We start from the raw sequence: 16,963 nt of genomic DNA, 5'->3' as shown, positions 1-16,963 counted from the left end.
ACACTTCTCCTCTTACTCTGAGACAGCTTTTGATTTTTTGTTTTTGCCTATGGCCGTTAATCCAATCAATACTGCTAAAACGGCCACAATTCCAGAAATGACTGCGATTTGTCCACCAGCATTTGCTAAGTTTCCTAAGAAGATACCCACGACACCATAGTCGGTATCTGAGAAGGTGGACCCTTGGAAGCCTAAATCACCCATAACCGGCATTAAAAGAATCGGCATAAAGCTGATAATTACTCCATGAACAAAAGAACCAACGACCGCTCCTCGCAGACCCCCAGTAGCGTTCCCGTAAACTCCAGCTGTTGCTCCGCAGAAGAAATGAGGTACGACACCAGGAATAATCACTGTCGTTCCAGTAAGAACCATGATCGCCAAACTTACAATCCCACCAACAAAACTAGTCAAGAACCCAATCAATACAGCATTTGGCGCATATGGAAATACGATTGGACAATCTAATGCCGGCACTGAATTTGGGACTAATTTCTCTGAAATCCCTTTGAAGGCTGGAACAATTTCCGCTAAGATCAAACGAACCCCAGCTAAGATGACGAAGACGCCCGCTGCAAACGACCCAGCTTGTTGTAAAGAATAGATGATGTAGTTTGTCCCATCACTTAAATTGGTCGTAACATAAGAATTTCCGGCGAAGAGAGCCACAATCACATAAACAACAGCCATCGTGATCGTGATACTGACAGTAGAATCTCGTAGGAAGGATAAGCCTTTCGGAAAATTAATATCCTCTGTTGATTTTTCCTTGTTGCCAACATATTTTCCGATGAGACCACTCAAGGCGTAGCCGAAGTTTCCAGTATGTCCTAAGGCAACGGTATTATTCTTCGTAATTTGCTTTGTAAATGGTTGAGCCACCGCTGGGAAAATAGTATTGGCTATCCCTAAGGCTAGACCGCCAAACAACACTAGTGGAACGGCACCCATTTTCGTTACGCTTAAAATGACACCAATCATACAAGACATATATAAGGTTGCATGCCCAGTCAAATAAATATATTTGAAGCGCGTAAAACGTGCGATCAAAATATTAAAAATCATTCCGACTAACATAATAAGTGCTGTATACGTGCCATACTTCGTTAGAGCCAGCGCTACGATGGCTTCATTATTTGGTACTACTCCCTGCATGTTAAAGGCGGCTTGAAACATCTCGCCAAACGGTGCCAATGAGCCTTCAACTACACCAGCACCCGCAGTTACTACCAAGAATCCAACAAACGTTTTAATTCCGCCTTTAACAATAGACGCTGTATCTTTCTTCTGCAAAACATTCCCTAAAATGGCTATCAATGCAACCAATAAAGCCGGTGTACTGGCAATATCGATCAAAATATCCAAAATTCCGTTCATTTGTATTCCTCCTATATCGTTTTCAAGTAATTCTTTTGCTATCCGTTCAGATGGCTAAGAACAAGATTTCTTTACTATCTAGCAAAAATGTTAAGAAAGCAGGCCCTTTTCTTGGCAAACCGCTTGAACCTTCGTTTTTAATTCATCCATATCAATAATGCTGTCTAAAACAACGACTTCTCCAAGATGCTTCGCGCTATCTGCTAAGTCTGTCCCCACAAAAAAGACATCCGCTAGATCGGGCGCGGCACTCCCCATATCGTAATGAGCAACTTCGACGTCTTTTACCCCTAATTCTTGTAATACACTGTTGATATTCATTTCTACCATAAAGCTTGAGCCCAAGCCTGAGCCGCATACTGCTGCAAATTTCATTAGTTATTCTCTCCTCTAGTTAAAATAGTTGTGATTTCTTCTTTGGTTGTTGATGCCAATAGATCATCCAAGTTCTCTCGATTGGATAATAGTTTAGTTAGACTAGACAATGCACGCAAATGAGCTTCGTTGTCGACTGCTGCTAAACAAACAAATAATTGAATGGCATGCTTTTCATCATTTAATAGTAAAACGGGCTTCTCCACCTTTAAGAGCGACATTCCTAGTGCCTTCACGCCGTCTTCAGGTCGTGCGTGGGGCAAAGCGATCCCTTTACCGATATGGATAAATGGTCCATACTGTTTTACTTTTTCAATCATTGCCTCCGAATAACGATCCTCGATTTTTTGGCTATCTACCAAAGGCTGTGCCGCCAAACGAATCGCTGATTCCCAATCCGCAACCTCTGTGCTGATTTGGATCATATCCGGAGTAATAAGTTCTGTTAACATTGGACGATTGTCCTCCTTTTTCTCAATTAATCGATTCATTTTCTTATTTAACACTTTGTACAGCTTTTCTTCCGTCACCCCTTTTTTCAAATCAATATAGGGGTTCAGTGCCTTGAGTATTTCTTCCGCACTGGGCAGTGAATAACCAGGAACAAGCAATTCTTCCTGAACATGATTGATCAATTGATTTTTTTCCAGCTGCGACATTAGCGGCTTAACGAGATACACACGTTTCTTGCTATTCAATGGAATGGTTGAGAAAACCGCATCATAATTTTCCTCCGAAATATTCTGCAGCTGATCGATCGAGCCAGCTTCCTGGAAGCGAATCGTCGAAAACATTTTTTTTAACTCTGTTTGTAAGATCAAAGAAGAGCTGATCCCACTTGGACAAACAATGAGCGCCCGGACTTCCTTTTCAGCTTCTTCAGCCTTCTGATTAGTAATCGCTCCACCAAACAAGATGGAAAAGAAACCAACTTCTTCAATAGGAATTTTTTGTCCTACAACTTGCTCTAACGGATAAAGTGCTTGTTTTGTAAAATCGAAAATCTCCGGATAATCCAGTTGAATATTTTCAATCAAAACATTAGGCAAGTAAAAACCGAACCGAATGCGAAAATAAGCGGGAACTAGATGATAAAAAAGATTCATCAATAATTCTCTAAAATTTGAAAATTGAATTGCTGAATAATTTTCCATCCGATGGATAATTTCTGCCGAACAGCTTAGTAAGAAATCCAGTTGTAAATCACGAATTTCTCCTTGTACGATAGTCATTAATACCATCGTCAGATAGCCTGTTTCAATCGGATGATTTTTTTCAAAAAAAGTATCAAAAAATTGTTCACTCGCTTGATGGACCGTTAACGACTGTAAAATGTCCAAATCAGTCAATTGAGTCAAACGCTGTTCATTGATACGCTTATAGGACAATCCGATCAATAAGCAGACTTCCTCAATTCTACTTGGTACAATGGTCAGCCCTAGGTTACTCGTTAATTTCTGAATATGATCACGAATGCTCGCATACAATGTCAGATCAAACTGATTCAACCAATAGAACAAACCAAATTTCCCCGTCGTTTCCTGTACTAAACGAGCAACAAAATTTTGCGCCACTCGCCGAATCTCCAGTTCATCACCAGTTAGATAAAATCCTGCTCTTCTGGAATACACCAATTCAATCCCTTGGGTGGATAAATAGGTTCGGAGCTTTTTAACGTCAGCGATCGCCGTGCCTTTTGAAATCTCTAAAAAATCTTGAAAATGAAACAGTGACAATTCCTCAAACGCAGAGTAACTCAACAAATAAATCAATGCCTGACGCTGCTCCTCAGTATAAACAAGGTATTCATACGTATGATTCACAAGTTTTCGTGTCCACTGCTCGATAGAGAGCGGTTTAATGAACACATGCTGTTCTTCTGAAGCTGTTCCGCTTTCAACGGTCAAATTTAACTCCGCTAATTGAGTCGCGAGCTCATTAGTAGATAATCCCGTCTGCTGGGTCGCTTCTTTTAATGTTACGTAACGATTAAAATAATTGGATAGGAGATAGCTCATTTTGTAATTCACTTTCTCCTCACCTCCTGACTAAAGTATAGAGTGTAACCGTTTTATTATCGAACCTTCTTCAGTACAATTTACGTTTTGAAAATCAAAATGATTGTACCGAAAGCAAAATTATGTGCTGAGGCTGCTTAATCGTATTATTCAGAACGAATAGTACTGTTGCAATACTTTTATCCAAACGAAAAAAGGCCTTTTTTACTAAAAGAAAAATTATTTGCCAATATTTTTGGACTTTTCGAACAAATAATTCAAAGTAATTAAAAAAACGAACAAGTTTTTTGTTCGTTTCAAATGATTTCCATTGACTTTTTCATTTCTAGGCTTTAGACTGTGAAACATAATAACTGAATACGAGATGCCTCAGAACAATGAGGTAGAGGTCGCGAACCTTATTAACCCTATGGAGTGCAGAGACACGTTGAAATAGGTCTAGGAAGTTTCGCCGAAATGTACAAAATTCTCTTTGTTTTGTATGTTGGGACGCAAGCGAATAACTTGCGGACTGTCTTAGCAGTGATGCTAAGTTGCGCTATGTTTTTGTGAGAGGGAACATCATCTTCTTATTATCTGCAAGCGGCCTTATACACAAATCGGCGGCTTTTTTTGTTGCAGATTTTCAAAGACAGCCCTTACCCAATCTCGTGATTTCAAGAAAGGGAGAAATTATGAATAGAAGAAAATTTTCAGTTATCGCACTCATTGCCTTATTTATTTCATTTCTAGGAGCCCCGCTAGTCACTCGGGCAGATGAAAAGACCCCTGAAGGAGAATTACGCGTGGGCATGGAAGCCGGCTACGCTCCTTTCAACTGGACACAAAAAGATGACCGGAACGGTGCTGTCCAAATCCAAGGAGACAAGGCTTACGCCGGAGGCTACGACGTTCAAATGGCGAAAAAAATCGCTGATAAGATGAACCGCAAACTGGTCATTGTAAAAACCGAATGGGACGGATTACTCCCTGCACTGCAATCTGGCAAGATCGACGCGATCATCGCCGGAATGTCCCCGACGGCTGAACGCCGGAAGGAAGTCGATTTTTCTGATCCTTATTACGAATCTCAACTAGTCATCGTCACTCGTAAAGATACAAAGTATGCAAAAGCAACTTCAATTAAGGATTTTGCTGGCGCAAAAATTACCGCTCAGTTGAGCACGTTCCATTATGATGTCATTCCTCAGATCCCTGACGTAAACAAACAGGAAGCCATGGATAATTTTCCAGCGATGCGCGTCGCTTTGGAATCTGGAACCATCGATGGCTATGTCAGTGAACGACCTGAAGGGGTGACCGCTGAAAGTGTCAACCCTGATTTAAAAATGGTTGAGTTTGATAAAGCCGATGGTTTCCAAACCAATCCTGAAGATGTACAAGTATCTGTGGGGATGCGCAAAGGAGATTCTGATATGGCACAAGTCAATCAGATCCTAGCTGAAATTCCACAAGATGAACGTGTTGACATCATGGATCAAGCCATCAAAGACCAGCCAGCGACTGACGAAACACAAAGCTCTTCAGGTAAAAAGGAAAATGTCTTTGTTCGTATCTTAAAACAAAATGGTTCGATGTTTCTTCGCGGTACAGGAATGACCTTACTCCTTGCGATTGTCGGTACGACTGTTGGTACCTTGATTGGTTTACTAGTCGGCGTTTTCCGGACGATTCCAGAATCGGACAACCGTGCAAAACGTGGTCTGCAAAAAATCTTTGGCTGGCTGCTGAATGCGTATATCGAAATTTTCCGCGGTACCCCAATGATTGTTCAATCAGCGGTTATCTATTATGGAATCGCGATGGCCTTCGGAATTGATTTAAATCGTACCGCAGCTGCGCTATTCATCGTTTCGATCAATACTGGTGCTTACATGTCTGAAATCGTCCGCGGCGGAATCTTCGCTGTTGATCAAGGTCAGTTCGAGGCTGCTCATGCCATCGGGATGACCCACGGGCAAACAATGCGTAAAGTCGTTTTACCGCAGGTTTTACGAAACATCCTGCCAGCAACCGGAAACGAATTAGTCATCAATATTAAGGATACCTCTGTATTGAGTATCATCTCTGTCTCTGAATTGTTCTTCCAAGGGAAATCAGCGGCTGGTACAAACTACATGTTCTTCCAGACCTACTTCATTATTTGCGTGATTTACTTCGTATTGACCTTCACGGCCACACGTATCCTACGAGCGGTAGAGAAAAAGATGGATGGTCCCTCCGCTTATGTCCGTTTAGACGATGTAGATGTAGCTGTTGGTGAGGATAAATAGGAAATTTCTATACGTTTTTCGCAGTTTGTTACTATGAAAGAATACTTATCCAAGGAGGATCATTATGAGCAGTATCATTGAAATCGAACATTTGAAAAAAAGTTTCGGCGATAATCTCGTCTTAAAAGATATCAGCATGAACGTCAACAAAGGAGAAGTTGTAACGATCATCGGTGCATCAGGTTCTGGTAAATCAACCTTCCTTCGTTGCATCAACTTGTTAGAAACACCAACAGATGGAAAAATCATGTATCAAGGAGAGAATGTTTTAGCTCCGGGCTATAATCTCCCAAAATACCGTACACATCTAGGCATGGTTTTCCAATCCTTCAATCTCTTTAATAATATGAACGTTTTGCAAAATTGTATGAGCGGTCAGGTCACCGTTTTAGGCCGTAAAGAAGAAGAGGCTCGGAAAATCGCATTAGAAAATTTAGAAAAGGTTGGCATGGATCGCTTTATTGACGCGAAACCAGCACAGCTTTCCGGTGGTCAGAAACAACGTGTAGCAATTGCCCGTGCTCTGTCTATGAACCCTGAAGTGATGCTGTTTGATGAGCCCACTTCTGCCTTAGACCCAGAGATGGTCGGTGACGTGCTGCAAATCATGAAAAAATTAGCCGAAAGCGGCCTTACAATGGTTATTGTCACTCATGAGATGGCTTTTGCCAAAGAAGTCTCAGATCGCGTGATCTTCATGGACAAAGGCATCATCGCTGAAGAAGGACATCCAGATGATATTTTCGGCAATCCGAAAGAAGCACGAACCAAAGAATTTCTACATCGTGTATTGCATCCAGAACCTTAAAAAAAAAAAAATCACGACGGAAGTGTTCAACTTCTGTCGTGATTTTTTTTGCCAATGATTCTTTGATAGTATTGATCGGCTTTACGATAGGAAACAATCCAAATGCCAGAGACCAAAAATCGTCCAAAGATACCGATGGAAGGAAAAAAGAAGACTCCTGCTAAAACAGCCAAATTGATGATCATGGATAATTTGCTTCGTTGATCTCTTTTCAAAACCTTCACTACATGACTTTCTGGAGCATTCGCTTTGATGATTTGCTTCGATAAAATCCCATAGGAAAAACTCCACATCGTGTAGACGACGACATAGGAAAATTCAGGCCAAAAATGGTCAGGATTACGACCTACCCAACTCGTCACTGCGGGGCATAAAGTTAGCCAAAATAACCAAAAAATATTCGCCCAAATAACACGATAATTAATCTTTTCTGCCATTTGCATCATCCGATGATGGTTTACCCAGATAACTGCAACAAAAATGAAGCTAACCACGTAAGCAAATAATGTATTCGTAATACTTAGTAAAGAAGCCAAAGTTGGCGCATCTGGTATTTGAATATCCAATACCAGAACCGTTAAAACAATCGCGACGACTCCGTCTGTAAATGCCTCTAAACGTGACTTTGTCATTTTTTCACCTTCTTTCTTAGAATAGCATGAAAATTGTTTTTCTCTATATAATTTTACTCACTTTTTACCAGTTAATAACTGACAGGTTTTTGTAAATAAAGTACAATATAGGAGAAATATGCTTAAAAAAATTCAGATTAATCGCCTAATTTAATAAAGGAGGAAAACAGATGTTATATGAGGAACTTATGTTTGATGCGTCGCTCCTCTTGCGTTTTAATATCTTCAAATATTTAAACCAATCCACAAAACAAGTACTTGCAATTAGCCAATTGTCAGAAGATATGGATTTAAATTATCAACAAAGTGTTATCGAACTAAATGAAATAGATCAAGAATTGGCAGAAATCCGACCGAACCACGAAACCATCATGATGCGTGCCGGAAAAGTAAATTTGGAAAACCTTACTGCTACTGTTGATGAATACCGTTACCATTTACTCCAGCAGGCTGTCCCATTCCAGTTCATGTTATACTTTTTGAATGAAGAAAATCCAACAATTGAACAATTTTGTGAGAAATATTTTGTGAGTCGTTCCACAGTTTCTCGAAAAATCGATAAGCTGAAGAAACATTTGAAACGATTTAATATTCGCTTTACATATACAGAAGCCGGCATGTCAGGAGACGAACGGTTGATTCGCTTAGCTCTTTTCAATCTTCTATGGCTGGGAACTCGAGGAATCGAATGCCCGATCAATGTTGACCAGCAACAATTAACGCGAATCATTGATACTTATAAGGACTATTTTCCGCTATCACGAACTTATTTTGGCACACAAGAAATTAAATTGTTCACCAGTATTAATTTGACTCGTGTCAATAATAAGAAATTTGTTAAATACGATCCCCGCTATAATTTCTTAATGAAGGACAATCCTTATTACGACTTTACTTCATTACGCGATCTAGTGGATGTTCCGATGACCACACGACAGTTAAAGGGCGAATCTAGCTTTATTTATTTCCTAGCTCACTATTCCCCATTCTACACGATTCGTGATGATCAAAGCATGAAACAAACGATTCATGACTTTGAAGTACGAGCAAATCCGGTCAACGATTTTGTGACTGAATTTCGTAATTTCGCGAAAAAGGCGCTCTTCCCAGATCGGCCTACCGTCATGGATGACCCGCTGATTGTCGCCAACATGTTAAATATTACCTTTGGCTATTTTATTTTCCGTCAGCCATTTCCAAGTATTATTGAACTGGTCATGGATCCGAATGAAAAGCAAACCCGCGGCGAATATATTTTGTATCAAAATATCCAAAACTTTATGCAGATGAACAAGGACAATCCATCCTATAGTTTCATCAGCTCTGTTCATCCAATGATTACGCGAGCCTTCAAACGATTGTTGCTGCCGTATTTCAATCAATTTCCTTATGCTCAAAATTTGAAGGTGGGCATCGCTCTCGAACACAATGCGATTTTTGTCCGAGACTTATATCGCTTCTTAGAGGATCTGCGTTTTATCGATGCGGAGCCTTACGATGTATCTTTGAAGGATGATTATGATTTGATTATTAGCTCCTCATCGTTACTGAAAAAGGAGAAACCAAACATTCAGCTGTATCAGCTTGATTTCCCTTATACGAAAAATGAGTTGGTCCCACTTTATTTGGAACTTCGAAATATTTACGACAAGAAAAATCGAGTGTATGAATAGGAAGAAGCAGGAGTGATGCGCTCCTGCTTCTTTATTGTAGAATCCGTCCTAGCTTTTCAACAATAAAGACTCTGCATCCAATTATCTATAAAAATCGAATAGAAACAACTTTCATTTTTATTGTTTATCGTTGATTCATTCAATTTTTTTTAATCACAGCGTTAATTATCCTTATACATGTATATAAGTGAGCTTTATTTTTTATAAAATTAATGGTTTCGCTAGTCTTTCATCATATTTTATTCATAACTAGTTGCTATTATATAAGCATACCAACAAACAACCCTAACACTTTTTCATTTTTTAACTCCTTTGCTCATCGGCCACCCACCGATGAGCTCCTTTTTTTATAAAAATAAAGACGAATAAATTATTCCGTTAATTATTGTTCAATTTTTTTATAGATTTTTTAATTTTCGAACAATCATCGTTCACACTTTTTTCACAACTAGTTGCTATTATATATGTATACCAACAAACAACCCTAACACTTTTTCATTTTTTAACTCCTTTGCTCATCGGCCACCCACCGATGAGCTCCTTTTTTTTATAAAAAATAAAGTCCAGTCATCTTTTTTTTGACCTACTTTTTTTATTTTTCTGCCAAGCTTCGTTCACAAATAATTCACAACTAGTTGCTATTATATAAGCATACCAACAAACAACCCTAACACTTTTTCATTTTTTAACTCCTTTGCTCATCGGCCACCCACCGATGAGCTCTTTTTTTGTCATGAACACAACAAAGAAGCGTTCCTTTTTTCAGGAACGCTTCTTTTTCTTCGATTAGACTTCCAGCATTTTTTCTGCGATCTGACTCTCTGAGCCGACCCTATTGCTGAATCGATCATAGATTTGTCCATCCTTTAAAAAAATGACCTCATTCGCCGCCTGAGCGACCTTACTATCATGAGTAATCATAACGATCGTAATCCCTAGCTCTTGATTGATTCGTTGAAAAATTTTAATGACCTCTGCTCCTGCGTTACTATCTAGGTTTCCTGTTGGCTCATCCGCTAGAATTATTTGTGGTTCATTCATAAGGGCGCGACAAATGGCGGCTCGCTGTTTCTCACCGACAGATAATTCATGTGGAAGTTTCGCTAATAAATGTTCAATTCGCAAAATTTTGAAAAACGGACTCATCCGCTCCTCTGCCTTTTTCGTATCCTGCTTATCCAAAATTGCCGGCAAAAGAATATTTTCTTTAACAGTGATACTTTCCATTAAGTTAAAATCTTGAAAAACAAAACCGATTTGCCGTCTGCGGATATCAGAAATTTCATCAGGAAATAGTTCATGGATCGCCCGCTTTTCAAACATGACCGCCCCTGTAGTTGGCGGATGCATCAGTCCTAAGATTTTTAATAATGTCGTCTTACCACAGCCGGAACGCCCCATGATACACGTAAAATCCCCATAATTGATGGATAAATTGATCCCCTTGAGCACTTCTTGTCGGCCATAATTTTTAGTAATGTCAGAAGCTTTGATAATAGGCTCCATGTCTCGTTACCTCCACTTTTCAATTCTGCGATAAATCAATGCCCCAATGATTCCCCAGCTTATTAAGTAAATACTGTAATCCATTAAGAATAATCGACCAAATTCCAGCCATTCTCCAACTGAAAAGAAGCGTAGCATGCCCATAATGCTAATAAAAACAACACTCACCAGTAATCCAGCAACTATTGGCAGCACAATAAAGAAGCTTACCTGTTTTTTCAGAACCCTTCGCTGTTCTTTTCCTCTCATCCCTAATTGATCCAATAGTCTTCTTCGAGAAATCAGCAGCTCTTGTTCACTCTCAAATTTTGCGACGAGTATTCCTACATTCATGAAGATACAGACAGCTAACGTGAAGATCAAAAGTAAGACCTGCAGATAATTTTCAGTAACCACATTGTCTCTTCGCTGTGTTCGCTCATATATCGGCTCAATCGTGGCATCCCAACGCTTATCCTCAAGATAAGTATCCTTCAAGAAAGTCAATGATTGAAGGATGCTTTTATCCCCATTAATCAAGAATAATTGATGCGGTTTTTCTTTTTTTGCCAATTTTTCAAATTCATCATTTGAAAAAACAAGAATATTTTCCTGTAACCCCCGTTGAAACATTCCGGTCAGTATCAAGCGTTCTTGACTCTTGATAGTTCGCATAGGAAAAATCAGGTCGACATTGTTTGTATTATAGCTTTCTAATGGGGTTCCGATTCGCAAACGCGGCCGCACACTTTGCGGATCCCAATCGATCGGCTGTGCGCGGATACTGATGGCCTGTTGATAAACCACATGCCATTGCCCCATTTTTAAATCTAGTGGATGATTTTCTAACTCGTTGGCCTGTCGCAACTGTTGATAAGTGGTCTCAGAAATACCGATATGCTGTCCTTGAATAAACATCACCGGGCGACTGGTACCGAAAGTTTCCCATTCTGGATCACCATCTATAGAAGTGACTGGAAAAAATGGGTACTTTTTCCACAATGCCTTCTCTCGAGTCAATATTCCTTCCACTTGCTGAACTTCTGGCTGCTTCACCTTTGCAACCACCTCGTAAGGAAATAAATTTTCCACAGTCGTTTGTTGAAATGTCACTAGCCGCGGTAAAAAGAAGCCGACTATTAAAACATTCAACAGGGTCGCTAATGTTAAAACATTGATACTCTTATGGAATCGATAAAATAAATCATTACGAGAAAGTAATAGGTCGGTCTTTCCCCGCCTCTGTTTCACATAAAGCCCACCGCCGCCAAGGAATAGTCCCCATAGGGCAGCGATCAGTGTTGCAATTACTAATAATGTTTCTGCCGATTTCCGCCGATGGAACCACAAAAAAGTAATGGTTAACATGATCAGACCCGCCAATAAAAACAGCGGACTCCAGCGTTGATTGGGCTGATCCGGTTTGGCTTGTTCCCGTGGTCTAAACTGAATTAAACGAAGGATTTTTTCTTGATGGAACGCCATCGCCAAAATGACCAAACCTGCATAAAGCGGCAGAGCCCAACCAAAGCTTGCAAACTCTCTAGTAAGTACAAACCCAATGGTGCCACCAAGCAAAATTCCCGTTAAGGCGCAGAAGCCGAATTCTTCCAAAAGCATCATCAAAAAGGTTCGCTTACGAATGCCCAGCTGGATAAACAATTCCATATGTTTTGCCTTAAAATCAACGTATAATCCGTCCATGAATGTTAGAAATAGCAATAACAATAATAAAAGAACACCGCCTGATTCGATAAAAATACGTAGCAGTCCCGTCTTATCAAAGATAGATTCCTGTGTATGCATCCCACTAAAATCACGATACGTAAAGAAAAGAATGATCAGTGAAAAAAATACCAGCGCGTTAGCAAAAATCAGCAGCACGTAATTCTTATGATAAAAACGAAAATTTTTTCGAATTATTTGGTGAAACTCTGGCGGATACTTACCAGGAAAGGCTAAACGCCGCTTACGATCCTCATTGTAGGCTTTCTCAACTTTTTGTGACGCCGCATACTTCTGGTCACGCGCGATTTTATCCTCTAAATATCGATTCAACAGGAACTCCATCGCACCGACAATCAAGAATAAAACCAACCACATACTACTTGTGTAAAATTGAATAAAGATAAAATAAAAAAACATCGTAAAATAGAGCCACGCTGATTTAACAGCGTCCAAAAAAGACAGCTTTCGCTGACAGGTGATTAAAACAGCATCGGCAATATAAAGGATGGCTAGTAATAAAAACATTGCTGTCCCTACTAAAACACCCATTCCAGAAGAAAAGCCTGTCTGCCAAAAATGTAGAAAATCTCCGCTGATCAAGCTGCGAAACCAAGCTCCTATTAAACTGAATCGCTGCTGTTCGCCGCCGAGTATTTTAAAAAATAGCGCGATCACTAACATCCCGTAGCCGGCTACCATGGAAATCCCATTCATTCGCTTTTGCATAATGCCCTCCTGCACTGTTCTTCTATCTATTATCATAGCAGAATAGGAACACGCTGAAAGCGTTTGTTAGAAAATAATTCATTGCCAAAAAATGAATCTAGCATAAAAAAACTAGGTACCCTACGGAGAGTACCTAGTGAATCAATCAATTATTTTTATGTGTTTCGAATAATGGGCTGACTGGTTTATTTTCGTGGATACGTTTGATCGCATCCCCCATTAATTCACCCACACTGATTTCATCAATCTTATCGATTTTTCGTTCATCTGATAAGTAGATTGAATCCGTTACAACTAAATGTTCAATGGCTGAATCTTGGATTCGTTGCATTGCTGGTCCAGATAAGACAGGGTGGGTACATGAAGCGTAGACTTGTTTCGCACCAGCTTCTTTTAAAGCGTTGGCAGCTAACGTAATCGTACCGGCAGTATCGATCATGTCATCGATAATCACACATGTTTTGCCATCGACTTTCCCAATAATATTCATTACTTCAGCAACATTCGCTTTTGGACGGCGTTTATCAATGATCGCAATCGGCGCCTTTAAGAATTCAGCTAATTTACGAGCGCGTGTTACCCCACCATGGTCAGGTGATACCACCACAACGTCATCTCCGCAAATTTCATTTTCTAAGAAATAATCGGCAATCAATGGAGCACCCATCAAATGATCGACAGGGATATCAAAGAATCCTTGAATTTGTGAAGCGTGTAGATCTAGCGTCAATAGACGAGTCGCGCCAGCTTTTTCAATCATGTTAGCAACAAGTTTAGCAGTGATTGGTTCCCGTGCACGTGCTTTACGGTCCTGACGGGCATACCCGTAATAAGGCATTACGACGTTGATTGTTTTTGCACTCGCACGTTTCAAAGCATCGATCATAATCAAAAGTTCCATCAGATTATCATTTACTGGACTGCTTGTTGACTGAACGACATAGACATGACAACCGCGAATACTTTCTTCAATGTTTACTTGAATTTCACCATCACTAAATTGGGTAACTGAACTTTTTCCTAATTCAACACCAACTTCTTCAGCGATTTTCTCAGCTAGGGGACGATTTGAGTTCAAAGCAAAAATTTTCAATCTTGGATCAAAATAATGTTTCGACATGGGGACCTCCACTTTCTTTTTAAGCATACGTTACCGATTATATACCATTTCAAATAAAATACTAGTCATTTCCATTTAAGAAATCAAGAGAATTCCCTTAAAAAGGCAGATGATTAGCATAACCTTCTTTGTTGACTTGACGAGCGCGAGCAATAGCCATATCACCTTCAGCGACATCATCAGTAATTGTTGAGCCTGCTGCTGTTACACTGTTATCGGCAATGTTGACTGGTGCGATAATATTCGTGCTAGAACCAATAAAGACATGATCTCCGACATTGGTATGGTGCTTGTTTTTGCCGTCATAATTGACAAAAACTACCCCGCAGCCAACGTTGATATCTTTTCCAAGCGTCGCATCACCCACATAGGTCAAATGACCCACTTTAGTGTTTTCACCAATAGAAGCTTTTTTGATTTCCACGTAGTTACCAATATGAGCATTTTCACCAATATCCGCTTGTGGACGTAAATGTGCATTCGGGCCAACATCCGCGTTTTTACGAACAATACATTCTTCTAATACAGAAGCGGTGATCTCCACATTGTCTTCAATTGTACTATCAACGATTTTTGAGTGAGCACCGATAATACAATCGGAACCGATCACGGTATTTCCTTGGATCTGCACACCAGGTTCAACGATGGTATCAGAACCGATTTTGACACCCGCATCTATATAAGTGGTTGCAGGATCAATAAAGGTTACACCGTTAACCATATGCTGACGGTTGATCCGGCGACGCATGATTTCATTCGCATTCGCTAAAGCGATCCGATCATTTACCCCTAAGGATTCTTCAAAATCCTCTGTTTGATAGGCCGCCACTGTTTGTCCATCATTTTTTAAAATCTCAACGATGTCAGTTAAGTAGTATTCACCTTGTGCATTATTCGTACCGATTTTTTCCAATGCTGCAAATAATTGTTCGTTGTCAAAGCAATAGGTTCCAGTATTGATTTCTTGCGTACGCGCTTCTTCTGGTGTCGCGTCTTTTTGTTCTACGATCTTTTCTACGATACCAACATGGTCACGTAAAATACGGCCATAGCCTGTTGGGTCTTCTGCATGAGCAGTTAGGATCGTCGCACTGGCCTTTTTACCCTGGTGGTAATCAAACAGGTTGTTTAATGTTTGCGTCGTAAGTAAAGGGGTGTCTCCACTGATGACTAATGTTGTTCCTTTTTTTCCCTTCAAAAATTCTGCCGCTTGCATAACAGCATGGCCCGTTCCTAATTGCTCTGCCTGCAGCGCATATTGACTGCGTTCGCCTAGCTGCTCTTTGACCATTTCTGCACCATGCCCTACGATAGTCACGATATCTGTCGGCTGTGTCTCAACCACTCGTTCGATAATGTGTTCCACCATTGGTTTTCCCGCCACTGGGTGCAGCACTTTGTATAATTTTGATTTCATGCGAGTTCCCTTACCCGCCGCTAAAATAATCGCATAACGATTTTCCAAAAGAAGTCACTCCTATTTCGTTTTAATGTATTCATTTTTCTCAGATGAAAAATGAGTCTGATTCTCAACACGTATATCATTCTACTAATGAACTAAAAATACATAGTAGAACTGACATCCTATTTCGTTTTAATGTATTCATTTTTCTCAAAAGAAAAATGAGTCTGATTCTCAACACGTATATCATTCTACTAATGAGCTGAAAGCACAAAGTAGAACTGACATCCTCATTCATATTAATGAAATAATTTTTCTAAAAAAAATTATCTCTGATGTTCATTCCGTATATCATTCTACTGGATTGTAGAATGGATTTTCATTTATGAAGTTCTTGCTATTTTAAACGCTTATCCCATTTTACTAGCCAGACGCAAAAAAGGCTAGCCCGTTAGACTCTCCATTAAAAATTCGGGAGAGTCCAAACAGCGTAGCATTTCTTTCATCTATTTATCGAAGCAGTTGCCAGGTACGACCGAAATGGTTTTTGTACTTGTATCGACATCCTGTACAAATAATAATGAATTATAGTCGTCGATCGCGCGTTCACCTTTAAATTTAGATTCCGCAAAGACTGTAATCCCTACAAGCTCCGCCTCAAATTCTTCGATCAGACTCTTCATGCCATTGACGGTTCCGCCGCCTTTCATAAAGTCATCTACGATCAGAACTTTCGAGCCGCGTTTTAAACTGCGTTTTGATAATTCCATTTTTTCAATGCGTTCAGAAGAACCTGACACATAATTGACGCTGACCGTTGACCCTTCGGTAATTTTTGAATCCCGACGAACGATCACAAAAGGTGCGTTCAAATAATAAGAGACCGCTTGGGCGATCGGCACTCCTTTTGTGGCCACAGTCATGACTGCATCAACCTTTTTATCTAAGTATTGAGCCGCAATAATTCGACCAACCTTGCGTAACAAGTCGGGTTGGCCTAACATATCTGATAAATACACGTAGCCGCCAGGCAGCAACCGATCTTCTTCTGACAAACGTTCTGCCAAAGAACCGATATATTCTTGCGCCTCTTCATCCGTGATACTCGGCGTAAAGACAACTCCACCTGCTGCTCCAGGAATCGTCTCTAAGAAGCCTGTTCCTCGTTCTTTGAAGGTCTTCTTCACAATGGCTAAATCTTCACTGATAGAAGATTTGGCTGAACCGTATCTGGCCGCAAAAAAAGTCAATGGGATCAAGTCATGTGGATGATCCAACAAATATTGTGTCATGTCGATTAATCGTTCGCTTCGACGCACTTTCACGTAATTCACTCCTATTTCGTA

12 protein-coding genes and 1 riboswitch are annotated in these 16,963 nt (G+C 40.1%); of the genes, 3 read left to right on the top strand and 9 right to left on the bottom strand.

The features are described 5' to 3' along the window. Positions 1–12: 12 nt before the first annotated feature. The 3 genes from IGI50_RS00870 to IGI50_RS00860 form a co-directional block, all read right to left on the bottom strand. Positions 13–1,377, bottom strand: a complete 1,365-nt coding sequence (locus tag IGI50_RS00870) for a PTS ascorbate transporter subunit IIC (RefSeq protein ID WP_438775779.1) — start codon at positions 1,375–1,377, stop codon at positions 13–15. Positions 1,378–1,467: 90 nt separating this feature from the next. After that, the gene (locus tag IGI50_RS00865) at positions 1,468–1,752 is read right to left on the bottom strand and encodes a PTS sugar transporter subunit IIB (protein WP_218256429.1); all 285 of its coding nucleotides are present in this window, start codon (positions 1,750–1,752) and stop codon (positions 1,468–1,470) included. Further along, complete coding sequence (locus IGI50_RS00860; protein WP_438775777.1) at positions 1,752–3,782, bottom strand: BglG family transcription antiterminator; 2,031 nt, start codon at positions 3,780–3,782, stop codon at positions 1,752–1,754. Before IGI50_RS00860 ends, IGI50_RS00865 begins: the two co-directional genes overlap by 1 nt. 363 nt (positions 3,783–4,145) lie before the next feature. Continuing rightward, positions 4,146–4,319: riboswitch (Lysine riboswitch) on the top strand. A 125-nt stretch (positions 4,320–4,444) separates the two neighbouring features. On the opposite strand from IGI50_RS00860, the gene IGI50_RS00855 reads away from it, so the two are divergent. Both IGI50_RS00855 and IGI50_RS00850 read left to right on the top strand, forming a co-directional pair. After that, complete coding sequence (locus IGI50_RS00855) at positions 4,445–6,043, top strand: ABC transporter permease subunit (protein WP_010747243.1); 1,599 nt, start codon at positions 4,445–4,447, stop codon at positions 6,041–6,043. A gap of 64 nt (positions 6,044–6,107) precedes the next feature. Then, positions 6,108–6,851, top strand: coding sequence for an amino acid ABC transporter ATP-binding protein (locus IGI50_RS00850; RefSeq protein WP_010747244.1), 744 nt, complete (start codon positions 6,108–6,110; stop codon positions 6,849–6,851). Between the two features lie 26 nt (positions 6,852–6,877). On the opposite strand, the gene IGI50_RS00845 is transcribed toward IGI50_RS00850, so the two are convergent. After that, positions 6,878–7,483: a TMEM175 family protein gene (locus tag IGI50_RS00845; protein WP_010747245.1), complete on the bottom strand. Its 606-nt coding sequence runs from the start codon at positions 7,481–7,483 to the stop codon at positions 6,878–6,880. A 170-nt stretch (positions 7,484–7,653) separates the two neighbouring features. On the opposite strand from IGI50_RS00845, the gene IGI50_RS00840 reads away from it, so the two are divergent. After that, positions 7,654–9,156 carry a helix-turn-helix domain-containing protein gene (locus tag IGI50_RS00840; protein WP_438775774.1) on the top strand — a complete coding sequence of 501 codons (1,503 nt, stop codon included), beginning with the start codon at positions 7,654–7,656 and terminating at the stop codon, positions 9,154–9,156. Between the two features lie 786 nt (positions 9,157–9,942). Here the strand turns inward: IGI50_RS00840 and IGI50_RS00835 are convergent. The 5 genes from IGI50_RS00835 to purR form a co-directional block, all read right to left on the bottom strand. Further along, complete coding sequence (locus IGI50_RS00835; RefSeq protein WP_438775772.1) at positions 9,943–10,662, bottom strand: ABC transporter ATP-binding protein; 720 nt, start codon at positions 10,660–10,662, stop codon at positions 9,943–9,945. Between the two features lie 6 nt (positions 10,663–10,668). Next, positions 10,669–13,095 carry a hypothetical protein gene (locus IGI50_RS00830; protein WP_438775771.1) on the bottom strand — a complete coding sequence of 809 codons (2,427 nt, stop codon included), beginning with the start codon at positions 13,093–13,095 and terminating at the stop codon, positions 10,669–10,671. A 145-nt stretch (positions 13,096–13,240) separates the two neighbouring features. Further along, the gene (locus IGI50_RS00825) at positions 13,241–14,215 is read right to left on the bottom strand and encodes a ribose-phosphate diphosphokinase (protein ID WP_438775769.1); all 975 of its coding nucleotides are present in this window, start codon (positions 14,213–14,215) and stop codon (positions 13,241–13,243) included. A 97-nt stretch (positions 14,216–14,312) separates the two neighbouring features. Continuing rightward, on the bottom strand, positions 14,313–15,680 hold the full coding sequence (gene glmU, locus IGI50_RS00820; RefSeq protein ID WP_218256423.1) for a bifunctional UDP-N-acetylglucosamine diphosphorylase/glucosamine-1-phosphate N-acetyltransferase GlmU: 1,368 nt from the start codon (positions 15,678–15,680) through the stop codon (positions 14,313–14,315). Positions 15,681–16,123: 443 nt separating this feature from the next. Continuing rightward, on the bottom strand, positions 16,124–16,942 hold the full coding sequence (gene purR, locus IGI50_RS00815) for a pur operon repressor (protein ID WP_010747252.1): 819 nt from the start codon (positions 16,940–16,942) through the stop codon (positions 16,124–16,126). Positions 16,943–16,963: the final 21 nt, after the last annotated feature.

Source organism: Enterococcus sp. DIV0170 (genome assembly GCF_051710765.1).
Lineage (GTDB): Bacteria > Bacillota > Bacilli > Lactobacillales > Enterococcaceae > Enterococcus_A > Enterococcus_A raffinosus.
Note: the sequence above shows the minus strand (reverse complement) of the source record. Positions and strands in the feature narration are given on the sequence as shown.